Source organism: Streptomyces sp. cg40 (assembly GCF_050320165.1).
In the GTDB taxonomy this organism is placed as follows: domain Bacteria; phylum Actinomycetota; class Actinomycetes; order Streptomycetales; family Streptomycetaceae; genus Streptomyces; species Streptomyces hokutonensis.
In genome coordinates this window covers 10,110,997-10,130,702 of record NZ_CP190128.1, presented here as the reverse complement: position 1 = coordinate 10,130,702, position 19,706 = coordinate 10,110,997, and the positions used below count along the sequence as shown (strand labels likewise).

Sequence of the window (19,706 nt, the reverse complement as noted above, 5' to 3'; positions counted from 1 at the left end):
AACTTATAACGAACACGAAAGCACATAGCTCGCCGCAGCTCACAGTGGAGGTCGCCATGAACAACACCACCGACGCACTCGTCGAGGTCGTCCTGCCGGGCAAGGTCGAGCCCGAGGGCCTGGAGGTCCGGCGGGGAGCCGTCCCCGTCGCGGGCCCCGGCCAGGTCGTGATCCGGATGGAGGCGACCGGGGTCTCCTTCGCCGAGCAGCAGATGCGCCGCGGCCGGTACTACGACCAGCCCCCGTTCCCCTTCGTCCCCGGCTACGACCTGGTCGGTACGGTCGAGAGCACCGGTGCCGGCGTGGAACCGGGCCTGGCCGGCATCCGGGTGGCCGCGCTGGTGAAGGTCGGCGGCTGGGCCAGCCATGTGCTGGTCGACGCGGCCGACGTGGTGCCGGTGCCCGCCGGGGTCGGCGCGGCGGAGGCCGAGACCGTGGTGGTCAACGGCATCACCGCCTGGCAGATGCTGCACCGCAAGGCCCGGGTCCGTGCGGGCCAGACGATCCTGGTGCACGGCGCCAACGGCGGCGTCGGCACGGTCCTGGTCCAACTCGCCCGCGCGATGGGCGTGTACGTGATCGGCACGGCGTCACCGCGCCACCACGACGCACTGCGCGAGCAGGGCGTCGAGCCCATCGACTACCGCACCCCGGACCTCGCCGCACGGGTCCGCGAGCTCGCCCCGCGCGGGGTGGACGCGGTCTTCGACCACGTCGGCGCCGAGAGCGCCGTCCGCTCCTGGCACCTCCTCGCCCCCGGCGGCACGCTCGTCTCCTACGGGAGCGCCGCCACCCGCGACGACGAGGGCTCCAAGCAGCTGCCCGTGCTCAAGATCCTCGGCCGGGTCTGGATGTGGAACGCGCTGCCCAACGGCCGTCGCGCCTACTTCTTCAACGTCTGGGCCGGGCGCGCCCTGAACAAGAACCGGTTCCGCGCCCAGCTGCGCACCGACCTCACCCAGGTCTTCGCGGCCGTCGAGCGCGGTGAGGTCACACCGCGGATCGCGGCCCGGCTGCCGCTCGCCCGCGTCTCCGACGCCCTGCGCCTCGCCGAGTCGGGCACGGTCGCCGGCAAGGTCGTACTGACGCCGTAGTACGGCCTTCCAACGACGTACAGCCTCCCAACGACGTAACGCCTCCCGCGACGGCGACCGTCAGGCGGCGCCCCACGCGTCGACATGCCGGAGCACATGGTCGGCGAGTTCGGCCGGCTGGAGGTTGAGGGCCGCCACGGCGGAGCGGCTCAGCTCCACCCGGACCGGTTCGAAGTCGCCCGTGTCGGCGTCGTCGAGCTCGGGACCGTGGCGGCGGTCCGGGTCCATGTCGAGCAGGTCGGCGAGGAAGTAGTGCTGTACGACGGTGGTCGTGTCGCCCGGTTCGGTCAGGGTGAGGAACTCGGTGGCGGGACCGATCGTGGCACCGATCTCCTCCAACGCCTCGCGGCGCAGGGCCGCTTCGAGGTTCGCGTCGGTCGGCTCGACGCTCCCGCCGACGGTCGTGCAGTAGGAGTCACCGCCCGGCCAGCCCCGCTTCAGGAACACCAGGTGACCGTGGTCGAGCAGCACGACCCGCGCCTTGTGACGGACCTTCATGCCCGCAGAGCCTAGCGAGGCGGGGCCGCCGACGAAGCCCGGACGACGAGTTCGACCGGTGGTTCGGTCACCGGCAGCGGGGGTTCCTGAGGATGCTCGATGGCGTGCACGAGGAGCTTGAGACCGATGCGCGCCATCGCGTCGAACGGCTGTCGTACGGTCGTCAGCGGCGGAGTCACATAGGCGGCGACCGGGGTGTCGTCGAAGCCGACCACGCTGATGTCCTCCGGCACCCGCCGGCCGGCCTCCGTCAGGGCGCGGATCAGTCCGATGGCCATGTCGTCGTTGGCGGCGAACACCGCGGTGACGCCGGGGGCGTCGGCCAGGGCGCGACCGGCCGCGTAGCCGGAGGCGGCCGACCAGTCGCCCTGTACGACCGGCGGTTCCGCCCGGCCGTGCGCGGCGAGCGCCGCCCGCCAGCCCTCGAGACGGTCCCGGGCCGAGTACCAGCGCACGGGTCCCGCCAGATGGTGGACCGTGGTGTGGCCCAACTCCAGCAGGTGCTCGGTGGCGGCCCGGGCCAGCGGACCGGAGACGATCCCGGCCGTCACCACATGGGGCGCGACGAAGGGCGGCGGAGCGCCGAGGACGAGCACCGGCACGGCGACCCGCGCGGACAGGTCGGCGCCGTCCTCCTCGTCGATCGGCTCGGAGATGACGATGCCGTCCACGCCCTGGTCGAGAAGTGAGTCGACGGCACCGGCGATGCCTGCCGACTCGCCCTCCATCGTGTTGACCACCCGGAGCGCGTAGCCGGTGTCGCGTACGGCCCGCTCGACGCCCATGAGCAGCGAGGCGGGGCCGTAGAGCGCGGTACCGAGCGTCACGACGCCGATGGAACGGGTGCGGCCGGAGGCCAGCGCGCGGGCCGCGTTGTTCGAGCGGTAGCCGAGTTCCTCGGCCGCCGCCAGGACCCGGCGGCGTACGTCCGCGGAGACGTAGGGCTCGTCGTTCATGACCCGGGACACCGTCTTCTGCGACACGCCCGCGAGGCGCGCCACGTCCACACTGCGCGGTGCGGCTCCCGCGCCGCGTCCTGTCCCTGGTGCCATGGCGTCTCCCGATCTTCGGCAGCCGCATCCTAGCTCCCGCCCGACGCCCGCAGGCCTCGCGCTGTCGGGAAGCGCGAGGCCTGAAGGTGCGTGTTCCCCCTGGTTACACCGTGGCCGTGAGGGTCACGTCGATGTTGCCCCGGGTGGCGTTGGAGTACGGGCACACCTCATGGGTGGCCTTCACCAACTGGTCGGCGGTCGACTGCTCCAGGCCTGGCAGGTGCGCGGTCAGCGACACGGCCAGGGTGAAGCCGCCGGCGTCCAGCGCGAGCAGGGTGACCTTCGACCGGACGGTGGAGGCGCCCAGTCGGACCCCCTGGCCGCCTGCGATCAGGCGGAGTCCGTTGTGGAAACAGGCGGCGTAGCCGGCGGCGAAGAGCTGCTCGGGGTTGGTCCGGTCGCCGCCGGGGCCGCCCATCTCCTTCGGGACCGCGAGGACTTCGTCCAACACGCCGTCGAGGGAACGGACTTCGCCGTTGCGGCCGTCGCCGGTCGACAGGGCCTCGGTGGTGTACAGCGCAGACATGGCGGTTCCTTTTTCATGAGTGCCGGCACGTGATGACTACGACGTGAGTGTGCTGCCGTCGGCCGTTCGCAGCCTGCCCCTGCGAGGGGCACGCTTCCTGCCGACCAGGTGATCGGCCCTCGCCTCATGGCCGGTGCGACAAGGGCGGGCAAACCGTCAAGCATCGCCCTCGCACAGACACACGACTCTCGTTCATATCTACGAACTTGGCTCCTGGCGGGTGCCGTCCTCGCCGAACCTCTGATAGTTAAGTTTCCTATCAGTTCGGCGGCAAGACCAACTCCCGACCCCCCACCACCATTTGGAGTTCCAGTGGTCCACCCGTTCCGTGCCTCGGCGACCCCCGAACCGGCGAGCCCCTCGCGCCGGACCCTCCTCGCGCTCCTCGGCGTGTCGCTCACGGCAGTACCTCTGCTGCGCACTCCGCAGGCCTCGGCCGCCGCTCCGGCGGTCCGGGCCGTCGGCCTCGACGACCCGGCGAAGAAGGAGATCGCCATGAAGCTGGTGTCGAGCGCGGAGAACTCCTCGCTCGACTGGAAGGCCCAGTACAAGTACATCGAGGACATAGGCGACGGCCGCGGCTACACCGCCGGGATCATCGGCTTCTGCTCCGGCACCGGCGACATGCTCGACCTCGTCCAGCTCTACGCGACCCGCAAGCCCGGCAACGTCCTCGCCAAGTACCTGCCCGCGCTCCGCTCGGTCAACGGCACCGACTCGCACTCCGGCCTCGACCCGAACTACCCGAAGGACTGGCGCACCGCGGCACAGGACACGGTGTTCCAGCAGGCGCAGAACGACGAACGCGACCGCGTGTACTTCAACCCGGCCGTCAGCCAGGGCAAGACCGACGGGCTGCGCGCCCTGGGCCAGTTCACCTACTACGACGCCATCGTCATGCACGGCGACGGCGACGACCCCACCAGTTTCCGCAACATCCGCGCCCGCGCCCTGCGTTCGGCCAAGCCGCCGGCCCAGGGCGGCAACGAGACGACGTACCTCAACGCCTTCCTCGACGCACGCGTGTGGGCCATGAAGCAGGAGGAGGCCCACAGCGACACCACCCGCGTCGACACCGAACAGCGCGTCTTCCTCCGCAACGGCAACTTCGACCTCAACACGCCACTGTCCTGGAAGGTCTACGGAGACAGCTACCACATCAACTGACCTGTGCCGTCGGCACGTCGAGGCTCAGTGAACGGCCGAGGCCGTTCGTGAACGGGTCGACATGACGGCTGCGGCGCCGGGACTCGAGGTCATGAGTTCCGGCGCCGCAGCCGTCTCGCGCGGCGCCCCACTCACCAAGGCGGCTCTGCTCGACGTCACCCTCTACGCCAAGTCGACGACACCGGAGACCGGACTCTCCGCCAAGCTGAGCATCGTCGCGCCGGACGGAACGGTCACCAAGCAGGCCGAGGGAATCCTCCTGGGCAGTCAGCGCGCGGTCGACACCCAGGAGAGCTGGTACGGCGAGGACGGCACCCTGCTCAATTCGTCAACCTGCCCCTGGCAACGTCGAGTTCGGCCACTCCCGGCCGCGAGGACTGGGGACCGTCCTCCTGACGACACGGACGGCAGGGCTGTTCCTACGGCAGACCTGCTACTCCTCAGTCGGGGTGGCCGGACCAGCCCCATCACCTGCTCCACCGTCTCGTTGCCCAGGCTCGGGGTCGTCAGAGGAAGGTTGTCGGGACGCTGCCGGACGCCGTTGAGCAGGATCTCGATGCAGCGCCGCCAGATGTCGGGCCGCCTGCCCTGGGTGAACTGACTGGCCGCGCTCAGCATCTCGACCATGACGGGAATGTCGGAGGGCCTGATCTCCGGGCGCAGGTCCCCACTCTCCTGGGCCCGCCGGATCAGGGCCTCCAGAAAGGGGAGCAAGCCGCCCCGCGCGGTCTCCAAGGGCTCGGAACTGTGGCTCTCCAACATGATCACTTCATACAGGCTGCGATTCTCGGCGAGATCGGCCCCCATCTCCGTGCGGAAATCGACGAACCCCTGCCACGGGTCCGGATGTGCGAGCGCCCGCTCGGCGGACTGCTGCCGGATCTCCAGATCCTGCTTGAAAAGGGCCCGTACGAGGCTGTCCTTGTCGGGGAAGCGCCGGTACACGGTGCCGACGCCCACGCCGGCGTGCCGAGCCACGTCGTCGAGCGTGACCCCCAGCCCGTGCTGACCGAAAACCTCCCGCGCGGCACGCAGGATCTTCTCCCTGTTGAGGGCGGCATCGCGCCTCAGCGGGCGGTCGACCTCCACCGGACCATCAGCCCCACCAGCCCCACCACCCTCAGCCATGCCGCCATGCCAGCCCCGTCGATCACAGGCGGGCCTGCGTTCGGCGTCCCGACCCCGCGGAAAACGTTCCAACACCCCCCGAGGTAGACTTTCCGCGCCCATGAAGACCCTGTCGTGCCTGGTCGCGCGGCTGTCAGAGCGAGGGGGGTGGACGTCATCCCGGTTCGCCCCGCCCGAATTCAGGATGTCGCGGCCGCCGCGGGAGTCTCGGTGTCCACGGTGTCGAACGTCCTGAACCGGCCGGAGCGGGTCAACGCCCGCACCGCCGAGCGGGTCCGCGACGCGGTCGCCGCCCTCGACTACGTACCGCACCCGGGAGCCGCCGGCCTGCGCACCGGGCACTCGTCCTCAATCGGTCTGGTACTGCCCGACGTGGCCAACTCCTTCTACTCACGCATCGCACGGGGCGCGGCCGACGCGGCCTACGACCACGGCTACTCGCTCGTGCTCTGCGACAGCGGAGACGACCCCGAGCGCGAACAGGGCTACTTCACCATGCTGATCGAGCAACGGGCCGTCGGTGCGGTGGTGGTCCCGCTCGGCGCCGATCCCACCCGCCTCACCCGGCTGCGCGAACGCGGCATCCCGCTGGTGCTCGCGGACCGCGCACTGCCGGCCCAGGACGGCTGTTCCGTCTCCGTCGACGACATCGCCGGCGGCCGGATCGCCGTACAGCACCTCCTGGACCGCGGAGCACGCGACATCCTCGTCGTGAACGGCGAACGCGGGATCGTGCAGTGCGCGGACCGCCACCAGGGCGCCCGCCAGGCCGTCCGCACCCAGCGCGAGGCGCGGCTGCGCCAGATCGTCGCCGACGAGATGACGGTGGCGTACGGCCTGGAGATCGCCCGTGGCCTGGACGGACTGCCCGACGGTGTCTTCTGCACCAACGACTTCCTCGCCGCCGGGCTCTGCCGCGGACTGGGCGAGCGGGGAGTACGCATACCGGAGGAAGTACAGGTGGTCGGCTACGGCGACCTCGACATAGCGAGCTTCGTGGGGACGACCCTGACGACGGTACGACAGCCGGTCGAGGAGCTGGGCCGGGCAGCCGTGGGGATGCTGCTCGACGAGGTGGAGGCCCGCGCCGAACACGCCCACGAGACAAGGGTGTTCGCCCCCGACCTCGTACTGCGCGACTCCACCCGGCCCCCGTCAGACCGGAGTTCGTAGCGTCACTGGCCCCATCAGCCCCGACGGGAGCTGGGACGGGAAGGCCCAAGCGGTGGGGGTGGCTTCCGCCAGGTAGGGGGCGAGCGTGTTGTTGACCGTCACCTCCAGACGGACCGTCCGCCCTGCGGAGCCCGGGAGTTGGAAGCGGTACGGCGGACAGAACGCCTCGCCGACGCGCTCCCCGTCGAGAGCGACCGACACGCTGCCGCGCACCCGCCCGAGGTCCAGCACCGGGTCCGCCCCGGCCGGCACCGCCACCTCGCGCGAGTACGTCACCCCACCACTCCAGCCACCCAGCCCCAGCAACTGCCAGTCCCCCAGCGGGAATCGCGCCGGTACGGTACGGACGCGCACCGGTCCGCGCCAGGCGGATCCGCCCCGCAGGATCGCGGTGGGCTCGGTGACGATCTCCAACTCCGTTGCCCGCGCCGGCGGTTGGTCCAACGTCAGCGTCTCGCCGTCGAGCGGCCTCTCGCCACCGTCACCGACCCGCACCCTCGCCGCCAGCTCCAGCGGCAGGTCCAGCGCCACGGTGCCCGGCGGCACGGTGAAGCGGAAGCGCTGCGCGCGGGGGCGGACGGTGTCGGTGGACCGCAAGGGCAGTACGGCGGTGCCGAGCACCGGCACACCGGTCAGCCACTCGGTCTCGGGCAACGGGTGCGGTCGTACGGCCGCGTAGCAGTGCTGCAACTCGCCCCACCGGCCGCCGTGTTCGACGGTCCGGCCGTGCCACTCCCCCGTCTCGGCCTCCCAACCGACTCCGCTGGTCAGGGAGTTCACCGCCGCCTCCGTGCGGGCCACGCAGTCGACGAAGACCGCCTCGCGCGGGTGGACGGCGTCGGCCACCACCTCCAGTACGTGTTCGCCCTCGTCCAGGGCGAGTTGGTGGCGGAAGAACATCGGTACGGCGCCCCAGTCGGACTCGTAGTACTCCGCCTTCTCCTGGCGCGCGACCACCGTCCCGTCGAGCAGCACGGTGACTCCGACCGCGGCACCCACAACGAGTACCGCCTCTCCGGAGGCACGCAGACGGCCTCGATATGTCACCCCGCCCCGCGGTCGTACGTCCTCGGGCAGGCACATGAACTGGGGGCGCGAGGTGAATCCGTCCGGTCGGGTCAGGCAGAAGTAGCTGCCCAGGGGTGTGCCCGCGGTGCCGGAGATCAGCAGCGGTCTGTCCTGGGCGTCGGCCAGTTCGTATTCGAGGACGTTGCGGGGCCGTTCCAGCGTCACGCGTGCGGTGGTGAGGTATCCGGTGGCGGTGTCGAGGAGTTCGCCGTTCCACCACACCCGTTTGACGGCCGCGGCGCCCACGTGCAGGTCGGCGGGTCCGCGGTGGTCCGTCTCAACGATCGCCCGGACCCTGGCGACCGTCCCGGGTCCGGGCACGGGGACGCGCACGAACTCCTCGGGCACCAGGCCCTTGTTGCCGAGCAGGCCGTCCGGTTCCGGGATCCCTCGGCTCGACGAGTACAGCGAGACCTGCCAGTCCTCGTCCGTGGGTGTGAGGGGGAGGGCGTCGGCGAGGACCCGTTCGACATCGGGCCCGTCCAGCGGTTCGGGGGCCCGGGCGGCCGGTGTCGGAGGCAGGACGCGGACCCGGTTGCCGTAAGTCGCCCGTGTGGGTTGCCGGTTGGTGTCGGGGCCGTCCGTCTCGGTCCAGTGCGTGGTCCAGATCTGCGGTGCCTCGATGGACGTGCCGGCCAGGAGTGCCAGGTCGCCCCAGGTGTTGTCCATGGTGGGGACCAGGCGGCCTTCCCAGCCGTCCGAGAGGTTGGTGGTCCGCTCCGGGCTCGGTGGTGGTGCGGTCGTTCGGGGTGTCCGTGGGGTGCCTTCGCGCCATACGACGAGGACTGCCGGGGCGCCCTCCAGCGGTACCGCGATGGTCGAACGGCCGTCGCGGACCGTAATGTCCGCCCGCTGTCGGGCGCCGGTCGCCGGGTTCCAGATCTCGGCCTCGGCGACCTCGGCGTGCACGGTGACGGTCGAGTGGCGGGCGTAACGGGCGGGGTCCGCCTCGTGGTTGGCGTCCCCCGGCAGCGTGCGGGCGTCGGGGAAGGTGCCCGTCACCAGGGCGACTGCCTCAACTCCCTTTCTCCTGACGAGCAGGGGCACCTCGCCGGTCGCGTATCCGGCGGCGTCGGCCACCGTAGTCGCGCCGTCCTCGGCGTCGCCCGCCCGCTCCAGTCGCGGGTGTTTCAGCAGCGCCGCGACGACGGAGTCGTCACCGGCCAGTCCGGCGGCGGACGCGGGCGGGCGGCCCACGACCACCACCCGGCCGCCCGCGTCGAGGAGTTGGGTCAGCCGGTGTGCCGTCTCCTCCTCCAGGACGCTGACCGAAGGCAGCAGTACGGCGCGGTACGCCAAGTCCCTTACGCGCAGGGCGCCTTCGGTGACCGTGGCGCGCTGCACCGAGGCGTCGTCGATGACGTCGTAGGAGATGCGGTGGCGGTCGAGTGAACCGACGCGCGGGCCGAGCCAGTTGTTCGTGCCGCACAGGCCGAGGTAGTGCTCCTGGGTCTCGTCGACATCGGTGTACTCGTCGCCGAGGCAGCCGTCGCCGAAGTGGTGGACGGGCGCGTCGAGCGGGAGGAGGGCCTGCATGGTGGCGGTGGGATGCAGGACCGCGACGTCAGCGCTGTAGGTGCCCCAGGACATGATCGAGCAGATGCGGGCGACCGCGCGGGAGAACGCCGGGTACTGCTGCCAGTAGGGCTGGCGCCAGTCGGTGGACGGCGGCGCCCACTCGAACCAGCCGCCCGCGGTGCCGAAGTAACTGGCGTGCGGGTTGTACAGGTTGGCGCCGCTGCGCAGGAACGGCAGCAGCCAGTCGTAGGTGTCGGCGAGGGTGCCGCCCCAGCCGGAGGAGTGGAACGCCTCGATCCAGACGCGCTCGTGGCCGTAGAGGTGGGCCATAGAGGAGTGGACTTTGGAGTCGCCGTGGTGGTCGCTGCCGACCGCGCCGTACCAGCGGTGGGTGCGGAAGTAGTCGGTGTAGATCTGGGTCGACTGGGCCGGGAAACCGGCTCGCGCGGGGTTGCTCTGGTCGGCTCCGACGAGCATGCCGCGTTCCGCGTGCCAGGCCGCGAGGGGCTTGAAGAGGGCCTCTTCGGTGAGTTCGGCGCGGACGGCGTAGTAGTCGGCGCGGATCTTCGCCGCGCGGGCGTCCGCCGCTCCGAACAGGGCGGGCAGGTGATCGAGCAGGTCGTAGCCGCGGCGGGCGCGGAATTCCTCGGGGAAGCGGGGGCTCCAGGAGTTCGTGGCGGGCAGTTCGTCCTGGAAGCTGCCCGCGATGACGTTGCCCAGGTACTCGGGGACCCGGCGGTCGTACTCGCGGTGGACGGCGTCCAGCAGCAGTTCCCCGGCGTGCGGGGAGAGGTAGTCGAAGGCCGTGGGCACGGCGACGACGAGGCGTACCTCCGTGCCGTTCGCGGCCGTGATCCGGAAGGCGCCGGAGTCCCGGGCGGTCACGGGTAGCCGACGGCCCGTCAAGTCGTAGGCGCCCACAAGGGTTTCGGCACCGCGCGCGGCCACCGTGCCGCCCAAGACGGTGGCCCGGCGGGAGCGCAGTGCGCGGCCGGTGGCTGCCAAGTGCCGCCGCGTGACGGCGCCTTGGACGTTGGCGCCGGAGAAGCCGATCTGATCGTAGAACCACAGGCGGGTGCCGATGTCCCGGGCGATGCGGCAGGTGTCGGTGAAGCGGTCCCACCACTCCTCGCCGAACCACGGCGGGTCGTCGGTCCGGGCGCCGAAACTCGGGCCCGCCGGGGCCAGGTTGATCACCACGAGGTTGTGGACGCCGCCGTCCGCGAATCTGCGCAGCTGCCAGTCGAGCCGCTCGCGGGTGACCTTGGCGCCGGACCACCACCACAGCGGGGTGGGACCGAAGTCCCGGGGCGGGGCGTCGAAGAGCTGCTGGAGCGCGGGAGAGATCACGACGGCGGTCCTTCCGAGTACGGCTCGGTCACCCACACGGATCAAAAACGTTTTACATCGACTCAGTCGTCTGCCACCTGCAATGTTGGCACCGGTGGCGGAGAGCGGGAAGAAGGCTGACACTTCTTCACGTCGAATGGCGCAAGGGGACTTGTTGGAACGTTTTCCGAACCCTATATTCACTGCGACCCCGGCCCCCGAGCCGCGAGGAGCCGCACCATGAGCCGATTCCTGCCCGCTGCCCAGGCACACCCGGAGCAGCCCATCCCGAAGCACCTGTGGAAGGTCGCCGCCCTCTCGGGCATGGCCTCCTACCTGGACGCCGCGCTCATCGTCAGCATCGCCGTCAACCTGGCGATCTACCGCGACAGTTATGACATGGGCGTGTGGATGGCCGGGGCGATCAGCGCGATCGTCACCGGCTGCATCGCCGTCGGCTCCCTCGTCGGCGGCCGCCTCGCCGACCTGTTCGGGCGCCGCCGCGTCTACAACCTCGACATCCTCTGCTACGCGGTGGGCGCGATCGTCATCACGCTGGCGCCGAACGACATCGTGCTGTTCGTCGGCGTGCTCGTCGCGGGGCTGGCGGCCGGTGCCGATCTGCCGACGTCCCTGGCCGTGGTCTCGGACGCCGCGCCGCCCGAGGGCCGGGCGCGGTTGGTGTCGTTCACCCAGGTCATGTGGGTGCTGGGCATCGTCGTCGTGATCTTCCTCGGCTACCTGCTGTCCGACACGGGCCTGACCGGGGCGCGGTTCATCACCGGCCATCTGGTCGTCGCCGCACTCGTCACCTGGCAGCTCCGCTCCCGGCTGGAACTGCCCGACGAGCCGGCCGAGGAGGAGGTGCCGCAACAGGCCGTGCCGCGCGGCATCGAGCTGAAGAACATCTGCAACCGCGCCGCACTGGTGCCGATGGTCGCGACCTTCGTCTACTACGTCACCTGGGGCATCGGCGCCAACACCTTCGGCCAGTTCGGCACCTACCTGCTGGTGACGGTGAGCGGCGCCTCGCAGAGCCTGGCCACCGGGATCAATCTGGCGTTCCTGCCCATCGCGCTGGTGCTGACGTTCGTCTTCGTCCGGCTCGCCGACACCGCCTGGCGCGACCGGCTCTTCTACGTGTTCACGGTCGTGCAGGTGCTCGCCTTCTGCATCGCCTCGCTCACGGCGGGCGCCCTCGTCGGCATGCTCGTGTTCTTCGTGCTGTACCAGATCTCCAACCCCTTCGCGGGGGAGGCCAGTTACAAGGTGTGGTCGCAGCTGACGCTGCCCCCGGACACCCGCGGCACCACGCAGGGCCTCACCTACGCCCTGTCGCGCGGGGTCTTCGCGGGCGTCGCGTTCGTCACGCCCGCCCTGATGGACTACAGCGCCTCCGTCCTGCTCTGGTCGATAACTGTCTGCATGGCGGCGTCGGGGGTCGCGGGCGTGTACGTCATCCACACCCTCATCCGGCGTTCCCCCGAGGCAACGGCCGCTCGGGTCAAGGGACTCGGCGTGGCCCGGACCTGAGTCCCCACCGGAACCCGGAAGGAACACCCCGCATGACCACGACCGACCCCCTGACCGTGACCACGGAACGCGCCGCGGTCCTGCGCGAGTTGCTCCCCCCGGTGTCCCGCCGCCGCACCCGGATCGGACTCGTGGCGGGCGGCCTGGGCGCCTACTGGCCCCAATTCCCTGCCCTGCTTCCGCAGTTGAGGGAGTCGTCCGCGTACGTCGCCGAGCGTTTCCAGCGGATGGACGCGGAGGTGACCGACGTCGGCTTCATCTCCGACGCGGTGGAGGGAGCGGCAGCGGCGGAGCAACTGCGGCGCGCGGACTGCGACTTGATCGTGCTGTTCCTGACGACCTACCTGACCTCGTCGATGGTGCTGCCGATCGCCCAGCGCTCGCACACCCCCGTCCTGGTCATCGACCTCCAGCCGTCCGAGCGGATGGACCACGCCTCCTTCGACACCGGCGCCTGGCTCGCCTACTGCGGACAGTGCCCGGTGCCCGAGGTCGGCAACGTCTTCCGGCGGGCCGGCATCCCCTTCCGGTCGGTGTCGGGCTGGCTGCGCCAGGAGTCCGCCTGGCGGCGCATCGAGCAGTGGGTCCGGGCGGCGCACGTCCGGGCCGCGCTCCGGCACGCCCGGCACGGTCTGATGGGGCATCTGTATCCCGGCATGCTCGACGTGTCGACCGATCTGACCCTGCTCCCGGCGACGTTCGGTTCGCACGTCGAGGTGCTGGAGTTCGACGATCTACGGCAGCGCGTGGAGCGGGTGAGCGAGGCCGAGACCCGTGAGCGCACGGCGCTGGCCCGGCGGATCTTCGCCGTGGACGACACCGTGGTCGACGAGGACCTCGCGTGGGGGGCGACCGTGTCGGTCGCGCTCGACCGGCTCGTCGAGGACTTCGGCCTCGACACCCTCGCCTACTACCACCGCGGTCTCGACGGCGAACTGCACGAACGGCTCGGCGCCGGCATGATCCTGGGTGCCTCCCTGCTCACCGCCCGGGGTGTGCCGGCCGCCGGTGAGTACGAACTGCGCACCAGCCTGGCCCAGTTGGCGACGCAGAGCATCGGCGCCGGGGGCTCCTTCACCGAGATCCAGGCCCTCGACTTCGAGGACGGGGTGGTGGAGATGGGGCACGACGGGCCCGCGCACCTCGCGGTCAGCTCCCGTGAGCCGCTGCTGCGCGGCCTGGGCGTCTTTCACGGCAAGCGGGGCTGGGGCGTCAGCGTGGAGTTCGATGTCCGGAACGGTCCCGTGACCCTGCTCGGCCTGGGGCAGGACGCCGACGGCAGCCTGTCGTTCATCACGTCCGAGGGCAGTGTCGTACCCGGACCGCTGCTGGCGATCGGCAACACCACCAGCCGGGTCGACTTCGGCCGCGATCCCGGCGAGTGGGTCGACGCGTGGAGCGCCACGGGCGTCGGCCACCACTGGTCCCTCGCGCTCGGCCACCACTCGGCCGACTTCCGCGCCGCCGCGAGCCTGCTGGGCATCGAGCACCGGGAGGTGTGAGCGCGGCCGGGTCAGTAGGGCGCCCGGATGCTGTGGTTCGCCAACGCCACGGAGTAGCGCGTGAGCAGCGCGTCGAGGCCGGCCAGCAGCAGCCCCGCGGACTCCCCCGCCTCGGCGAGGTCGCCGCGCTCGCAGGCCTCCACCACCTCGGCCACATCGCTGCGGAGTATGTGCAGGGAGTCGCCCTGGATCAGCACACCGGGAAACCGGCGCCCGGGCAGACGGACCACGGCGTCGTTCCCACCGTCGGTGAACAGCTCTACGTCAACGCGTTCCATGGCGCCATCCAACCCGACCGCACCGCCCGACATCAACGAAGTTGTACGCAGGTCATGTTGGGCTCCTCCGATCTCGCACTCCGTCCTCCTCGTCACGGTCGCGCGGATCCGCCGCCCGCCACACCGGCGTACGGTCGCTTGCCCGGCTGCCCGTCCCGGCCGCGCACCCAGAAGAACAGGACCACCGAGGACACCGCGGCGACCGCGCACCAGGTCGAGACGAACTCCAGCTCCCACAGCGTCCAGCAGACGAGCGCGCCGACCGTGACCAGGATCCCCAGCACCAGCAGCCCGCGGTCACCGGACAGCAGCAGCGAACCGACCGTCGCCACGAGGTAGCCGGCGATGACCAGTTGGGGATGGGCGAGGTCGACGACGTACCCGACGGTGTGGCCGCGGATCTCGGACGTCACCGGGTGCGCGACGAGGGCGTAGGCGAGTGCCGCGGCCGTCGCCGCCCCGATCGCCAGCAGTACGGCGATCCGGGGCCGGGCCTGTGGTGGCGCGGCGCACCACACCCCCGCCGGTACCCACACCGCCAGCAGCGGCAGGGCGATGACGGCCCAGGTGACGGTGGCGGCGCCGGTGCCTCCGCCGGCGGCCCACACCAGCGACTCGACGATCTGGTGGACACCGAGCAGCCACGGCAGCGCGGCCATCGGCAGATCGGCCGGCCGACGGGTACGGGCCACACAGGCCACCCCCACGGCGAGGACGCCCGCGCCCGCGACGAGATCGGCCTTCGCACTCCAGCACATCGCTCCCCCACGTGATCGGTCCGCGTCCGCCTGCGCCGTCACGCTACGTCTCCACCCCGCCCCGTCCCGGGTGACACGACGGCCACAGCACACCGTGATGACATACCCGCAGGGTCCCTTTCTTCCCCCCGCCCGCTCAACGCACCTGTCCCCCGGCCCAGTTGACGGACGTGCCCCGAAACCACCCCCGGCCTGCGCGCGAGCCTCCTCCCGTGATTGGCTGACCCCGCCCGCCGCACACCGTGCGCACGCACAGGAGGACATCGCAGTCATGAGCAACGCCTACACGTTCGAGTACAAGGTCGTCAGCTTCCGGGAGTCGCTGATCGGCGACGCGCTGGACAGCGACAAGCTGGAGAAGGTCCTGAACAAGCACGCCGAGGACGGCTGGGGCCTGAAGGCCATCACCGCCGCCGACGTCAAGGGCCGCATAGGCCCCGGCGCGGTCGAGGGCCTGCTCCTCACCTTCGAGCGGCCCCGCGCGTAGCGCCTGGAAACGGCGACCGACCGGTACCGGTGAGCGGGGTTCGGCGCGTCCAGCCGCGAAGCGGAGAAGGACGTGCCGGGCCCGCGTCTACGGCCTGACTCGCCGGAGAGGCCCTGCACGGCCGCCGACGCCGTACACCTGACGGGGGTCCCGCGTGCGCGGGGCGCAGGCAGGGAGTCGTCAGCGGCCAGGAACCGGAAGCGACTCGGCGGGCCTCGGAATCTCCCCCGACTCACGCGAAATCAACTCCGCCGGCATCCCCCCGGCAACAGTGACGCGTCCCCACGGACGCGAGCGGACAGCAGATCCGCGGCCCCCACGGAGCAGGGCGTGCCAGGCGCCCCGCATCCGCAGCACGCGCCGCCGGACCGGCCCCGCGCGGCAGCCGACTCCGTGCGCGGCGCAGGCCGACAGTCGTCAGCCCCGAGAAACCGGCAGCAGCCCGCCGGGCCCCGGAATCTCCCCCGACCCACGCGGAATCAATTCCGTCGGCATCACCACCCGCCGCGGCGGCGACGTGTCCCCGTGGATGCGGGCGAACAGCAGATGCGCGGCGCTCGTCGCGAGGGCGACCGGGTCCTGTGCGATGACGGTGACCGGCGGGGTCAGCTGCGCGGCCAGCGCGAAGTCGTCGAAGGCGATGAACGCGACGCCGGCGGGCAGCACCGGCAGCGCGCCCAGCGCGAGGATCTCGTTGCCCGCGAGCACGGCCGTGGGCGGTTCGGGCGCGGAGAGGATCGCGGTGACGGCCCGGGCGGCGTCCGCGCCGGAGCCGAGTCCGTGCCGGACGAGTGCCGGGTCGGCGTCGATGCCCGCGGCGCTCAGGGCCGCCAGATAGCCGCGGTGGCGTTCGCCGAAGGTCCAGATCTCCCGTCGGTCGCCGAGGTAGCCGATCCGGCGGTGGCCGTGTGCGACGAGATGGCGTACGGCCTGTTCCACCGCGCCGAAGTTGTCCACCACGACGGTGTCCACGTCCAGGCCCGGTGCCGCCCTGTCCACGCACACGATCTTCGTGCCGCGTGCCTGCGCCGCGCGCAGAAAGCGGTGGCTGCCCGCGGCCGGGGTGAGGATCAGACCGTCGACGCGGCGGGCGGTGAAGGCCGCGACGACCTCCCGTTCGCGGTGCGGGTCGGCGCGGCTGGAGCCGATGAGGACCATGTTGCCGCGCCGGTGGGCGATGTCCTCGATGGCCGAGGCGACGGCGGCCATGAAGGGGTCGGCAACGTTGTCCACCATCAGTCCGATGGTCTGGCTCAACTGGTCCGTACGGCGCAACTGCCGTGCCACGTCGTCGCGTTGATACCCCAGCTTGCGGACCGCGGCCTCGACGCGGGCGGCGGTGCGGGGCGCCACGCCCGCCTCGCCGTTGACCACCCGGGACACCGTCATCACGCTCACGCCCGCTTCCGCGGCCACGTCTTTCATCCTGGGACGACTGGCCACGCCGCGTCCTCCAGATCTCGTCGCGCGCAACGAGGCCGACAGGCCGATGACATGCGCCCGAACCGTGTCCGTCGCGACTCTTGACGCCCACTCATGGGCCTCCCAGAATCGACGAACTGTTAACGATACCAACCAGAAAGCACAGCATGGCCTCTGCAAGGGAACCACTTCTCGCGGCGCATGGTGTGGTCAAGCGTTTCGGCCATGTCCAGGCGCTCCAGGGTGCCGACTTCACGGCGTACGCCGGTGAGGTCGTCGCACTGATCGGTGACAACGGTGCCGGCAAGTCGACGCTGGTGAACGTACTTTCCGGTGTGCTCACGCCGGACGAGGGCGAGGTGCGCCTGGAGGGGGTGCCGGTCCGGTTCACGGGGCCGATGGACGCGCAACGGCACGGAGTCGAGACCGTCTACCAGGATCTTTCGCTGGCGCCCGATCTGGACGCGGCGGCCAATCTCTACCTCGGCAGGGAACTCGTCCGCGGGGGTCTGCTCGGCCGCCTGGGCGTACTCGACCGGCCCACGATGCGGCGGGAGGCGATCGCGGCCTTCGGTGAACTGGGAGTCGAACTGAAAGATGTGACGGCTCCTGTGACAACGTTGTCGGGAGGGCAGCGGCAGTCCGTGGCCGTCGCCCGCGCGGTCGCCTTCGCCAACAAGGTCATCTTCATGGACGAGCCGACCGCCGCCCTGGGCGTCGTCCAGCGCGCCCGGGTCCTGGAGACCGTCCGCAGGGTCGCCGACCGGGGCATCTGCGTCGTCCTCATCAGCCACAACATGCCCGAGGTGCTGTCGGTCGCCGACCGCGTCGAGGTGCTGCGCCTCGGCCGCCGGGTCGCCTCGTTCACCGCGGCCGACGCCACGATCGAGAAGCTCGTCGGCGCCATGACCGGATCGCTGGACGAGCCCGCGCAGAACGGGAACCACGGCGCGACCGAAGCGGAGGACGGCCGATGAGCGCCAACAGCCAGGACATCAAGCCGGCGGCCAAGGCGCCGGACGCGCCCCCGTCCGACGGCGGACGGTTCGCGATACCCCCGTGGCTGCGACGGGCCGCCGGCATCAGCGAGTTGTGGACCTTCGTGATCCTCGTCGCGCTGGTCGCGTTCTTCACCATCGCGGCGCCGGGCAAGTTCTTCACGCAGTACGACCTCACCCAGATCGCCGTGAACGCGGCCATCTATCTGGTGCTCGGTGTCGGCATGACGTTCGTGATCATCACTGCGGGCATCGACCTGTCGATCGGCTCGGTGCTGGTGCTGGCGGCGGTCGCGGCGGGCGAGTACAACATCCACCACGGCGGACCCGCCTCCAGCTGGGGCACGGTCGCCGTCTGTGTCGTCATCGCCCTTGCGGTGGGCGCGGGTTGGGGCGCGTTGCAGGGGGCGGTGGTGGCGACCGGTAAGGTGCCGCCGCTGATCGTGACCCTGGGCGGTCTGGGCGCGGCGCTGGGCATCGCCGAACTCGCCACCGGCGGCCAGGACCCGGCCGGTGCCGCCGCGACCCACCTCCAGAACAGCCTGGGCTTCGGCAAGTTGGCCGGCATCCCGTGGATGGTGATCCTGGCCGCGGCGGTCACCGCCCTGTTCGGCGCGGTGCTCGGTGCCACGAGGTTCGGCAGCCACACCCTGGCGATCGGCTCCAACCCGACCGCCGTCCGGCGCGCGGGCATTCCGGTGGGCCGCCATCTGATCATGGTGTACGGCCTGATGGGCCTGCTGGCCGGTCTCGGCGCGGTGATGTGGCTGGCGTCGTACGGGACGACGTCCATCGCCGGGCACTCCACCGACAACCTGAAGGTGATCACCGCGGTGGTCCTGGGCGGTACCAGCCTGTTCGGCGGGCGGGGTTCCGTACTCGGCACGGTGATCGGTGTGTTCATCCCCGCCGTGCTGACGACCGGGCTGATCGTCATCGGCGTGCAGCAGTACTGGCAGGACGTCGCCGTCGGTGTCGTCCTGGTCGCGGCCGTCTACATCGACCAGATGCGCAGGAAGACCCGAGAGCGTGCGTGACCCCCTCCCCGACCTTCGCCCCAACCCTCGTACGACCCTGGAGGACAGCCTTATGTCGAGCATTCGCATCACGCGCAAAGTACTGGTCGCCGCGGGCACCGTGCTGGTCCTGACCGGCGCCGCCGCCTGCAGCTCGTCGAGCGACGGCGGCGGTTCGGGGTCGAAGGGGGGTGCCTCCGGGAAGAAGGTCCGGCTGATCACCGGCGTGAAGAGCGACCCCTTCTACATCACCATGACCTGTGCGGCGCAGACCGAGGCCAAGGCCAAGGGCATGGACTTCTCGGCGGACGGTTCCGCGCAGTGGGACGTGTCGGTGCAGCGGCCCCTCCTCGACTCGGTGGCGGCCTCCCGCCCCGACGGGCTGCTGATCTCGCCGGTCGACGTCAGCGCGCTCACCCCGTCGCTCAAGCAGATCCAGTCGGCCGGGACGAAGGTCGCCCTCGTCGACACCACGGTCACCGATCCCTCCATCGGCATCACCCGGATCTCGTCGGACAACGAGAAGGGCGGCCGGGTGGCGGCCGACGCGCTCGCCAAGCTGATGAACGAGAAGGGCTCGGCGATCGTCATCAGCGTCAAGCCCGGCGTCTCCACGACGGACGCCCGCATCAAGGGCTTCACCGAGGAGATGAAGAAGTACCCGAACATCAAGATGCTGCCCACGCTCTACGACAACGACCTCCCGGCCACCGCCGCCTCCCAGATCCAGTCGACGCTGGCGGCCCACCCCGACCTCGGCGGTGTCTTCGCGGGCAACACCAACACCGGTACCGGCATAGCCACCGGTCTCAAGCAGGCCGGCAAGCAGGGCACGGTGAAGGTCGCCGCGTTCGACGCCGAGCCGGACGAGGTCGCCTCCCTCAAGGCGGGCACCCTCCAGGTGCTGGTCGCGCAGGACCCCGCGGCGATCGGCAAGGAGGCCGTGGACCAGCTCGCCGCGGCCTTCGAGGGCAAGTCGGTCCAGAAGTCGATCGGCACCAACATGGTCGCCATCACCAAGGCGAACATGGACCAGCCCGAGATCAGCAAGTACTTCTACAAGGCGGGCTGCTGACCGCTCCGCGACGGCCCGTTCCGCCGGGCACCCCACCGCTTCCGGGGCGCCCGGCGGAACTGCTCCAACAGAGGGACTTTGCAT

At 70.8% G+C, this 19,706-nt stretch carries 17 protein-coding genes; 9 read left to right on the top strand and 8 right to left on the bottom strand.

Going from position 1 to position 19,706, the window contains the following annotated elements; genetic code table 11:
• Positions 1 to 56 precede the first annotated feature (56 nt).
• A complete protein-coding gene (locus tag ACQHII_RS45650) occupies positions 57 to 1,094 on the top strand; it encodes a medium chain dehydrogenase/reductase family protein (RefSeq protein WP_427924824.1) in 1,038 nt (345 codons plus the stop codon).
• 60 nt (positions 1,095 to 1,154) lie between these two features.
• Here the strand turns inward: ACQHII_RS45650 and ACQHII_RS45645 are convergent, their stop codons facing one another.
• The 3 genes from ACQHII_RS45645 to ACQHII_RS45635 all read right to left on the bottom strand — a co-directional run bounded on the left by ACQHII_RS45645 (position 1,155) and on the right by ACQHII_RS45635 (position 3,170).
• Positions 1,155 to 1,592, bottom strand: a complete 438-nt coding sequence (locus ACQHII_RS45645; RefSeq protein WP_427924823.1) for an NUDIX domain-containing protein — start codon at positions 1,590 to 1,592, stop codon at positions 1,155 to 1,157.
• Between the two features lie 11 nt (positions 1,593 to 1,603).
• Positions 1,604 to 2,644: a LacI family DNA-binding transcriptional regulator gene (locus ACQHII_RS45640; RefSeq protein ID WP_427924822.1), complete on the bottom strand. Its 1,041-nt coding sequence runs from the start codon at positions 2,642 to 2,644 to the stop codon at positions 1,604 to 1,606.
• 103 nt (positions 2,645 to 2,747) lie between these two features.
• Positions 2,748 to 3,170, bottom strand: coding sequence for an organic hydroperoxide resistance protein (locus ACQHII_RS45635; protein ID WP_427924821.1), 423 nt, complete (start codon positions 3,168 to 3,170; stop codon positions 2,748 to 2,750).
• 312 nt (positions 3,171 to 3,482) lie between these two features.
• On the opposite strand from ACQHII_RS45635, the gene ACQHII_RS45630 reads away from it, so the two are divergent.
• A complete protein-coding gene (locus ACQHII_RS45630) occupies positions 3,483 to 4,337 on the top strand; it encodes a chitosanase (RefSeq protein ID WP_427924820.1) in 855 nt (284 codons plus the stop codon).
• Positions 4,338 to 4,604: 267 nt separating this feature from the next.
• On the opposite strand, the gene ACQHII_RS45625 is transcribed toward ACQHII_RS45630, so the two are convergent.
• Positions 4,605 to 5,426: a TetR/AcrR family transcriptional regulator gene (locus tag ACQHII_RS45625; protein ID WP_427924819.1), complete on the bottom strand. Its 822-nt coding sequence runs from the start codon at positions 5,424 to 5,426 to the stop codon at positions 4,605 to 4,607.
• 186 nt (positions 5,427 to 5,612) lie between these two features.
• Here ACQHII_RS45625 and ACQHII_RS45620 point away from each other — a divergent pair, with 186 nt between their 5' ends.
• On the top strand, positions 5,613 to 6,638 hold the full coding sequence (locus ACQHII_RS45620; RefSeq protein WP_427924818.1) for a LacI family DNA-binding transcriptional regulator: 1,026 nt from the start codon (positions 5,613 to 5,615) through the stop codon (positions 6,636 to 6,638).
• Here ACQHII_RS45620 and ACQHII_RS45615 read toward each other — a convergent pair.
• Complete coding sequence (locus tag ACQHII_RS45615) at positions 6,621 to 10,574, bottom strand: glycosyl hydrolase (protein WP_427924817.1); 3,954 nt, start codon at positions 10,572 to 10,574, stop codon at positions 6,621 to 6,623. The genes ACQHII_RS45620 and ACQHII_RS45615 overlap by 18 nt on opposite strands.
• A 219-nt stretch (positions 10,575 to 10,793) precedes the next feature.
• Here ACQHII_RS45615 and ACQHII_RS45610 point away from each other — a divergent pair, with 219 nt between their 5' ends.
• Positions 10,794 to 12,086 carry an MFS transporter gene (locus ACQHII_RS45610; protein ID WP_427924816.1) on the top strand — a complete coding sequence of 431 codons (1,293 nt, stop codon included), beginning with the start codon at positions 10,794 to 10,796 and terminating at the stop codon, positions 12,084 to 12,086.
• 32 nt (positions 12,087 to 12,118) lie between these two features.
• Positions 12,119 to 13,588, top strand: a complete 1,470-nt coding sequence (locus tag ACQHII_RS45605; RefSeq protein WP_427924815.1) for an arabinose isomerase — start codon at positions 12,119 to 12,121, stop codon at positions 13,586 to 13,588.
• 11 nt (positions 13,589 to 13,599) lie between these two features.
• On the opposite strand, the gene ACQHII_RS45600 is transcribed toward ACQHII_RS45605, so the two are convergent.
• Positions 13,600 to 13,866, bottom strand: a complete 267-nt coding sequence (locus ACQHII_RS45600) for a DUF6959 family protein (protein WP_427924814.1) — start codon at positions 13,864 to 13,866, stop codon at positions 13,600 to 13,602.
• Positions 13,867 to 13,958: 92 nt separating this feature from the next.
• Positions 13,959 to 14,624 (bottom strand): DUF6629 family protein, encoded by a 666-nt coding sequence (locus tag ACQHII_RS45595; protein ID WP_427925550.1) that lies wholly within the window; start codon positions 14,622 to 14,624, stop codon positions 13,959 to 13,961.
• A 271-nt stretch (positions 14,625 to 14,895) separates the two neighbouring features.
• On the opposite strand from ACQHII_RS45595, the gene ACQHII_RS45590 reads away from it, so the two are divergent.
• A complete protein-coding gene (locus tag ACQHII_RS45590) occupies positions 14,896 to 15,111 on the top strand; it encodes a DUF4177 domain-containing protein (protein WP_019056094.1) in 216 nt (71 codons plus the stop codon).
• 417 nt (positions 15,112 to 15,528) lie between these two features.
• Here ACQHII_RS45590 and ACQHII_RS45585 read toward each other — a convergent pair whose 3' ends face one another.
• The gene (locus ACQHII_RS45585) at positions 15,529 to 16,536 is read right to left on the bottom strand and encodes a LacI family DNA-binding transcriptional regulator (protein WP_427925549.1); all 1,008 of its coding nucleotides are present in this window, start codon (positions 16,534 to 16,536) and stop codon (positions 15,529 to 15,531) included.
• Between the two features lie 164 nt (positions 16,537 to 16,700).
• Between ACQHII_RS45585 and ACQHII_RS45580 the strand changes: the two genes are divergently transcribed.
• From ACQHII_RS45580 to ACQHII_RS45570, 3 genes are read left to right on the top strand one after another with little or no spacing between them, the layout of a single operon-like run.
• Positions 16,701 to 17,510: an ATP-binding cassette domain-containing protein gene (locus ACQHII_RS45580; protein WP_427924813.1), complete on the top strand. Its 810-nt coding sequence runs from the start codon at positions 16,701 to 16,703 to the stop codon at positions 17,508 to 17,510.
• Complete coding sequence (locus ACQHII_RS45575) at positions 17,507 to 18,568, top strand: ABC transporter permease (protein ID WP_427924812.1); 1,062 nt, start codon at positions 17,507 to 17,509, stop codon at positions 18,566 to 18,568. Before ACQHII_RS45580 ends, ACQHII_RS45575 begins: the two co-directional genes overlap by 4 nt.
• Positions 18,569 to 18,620: 52 nt before the next feature.
• The gene (locus tag ACQHII_RS45570) at positions 18,621 to 19,622 is read left to right on the top strand and encodes an ABC transporter substrate-binding protein (protein ID WP_427924811.1); all 1,002 of its coding nucleotides are present in this window, start codon (positions 18,621 to 18,623) and stop codon (positions 19,620 to 19,622) included.
• The last annotated feature ends 84 nt before the right edge of the window (positions 19,623 to 19,706 follow it).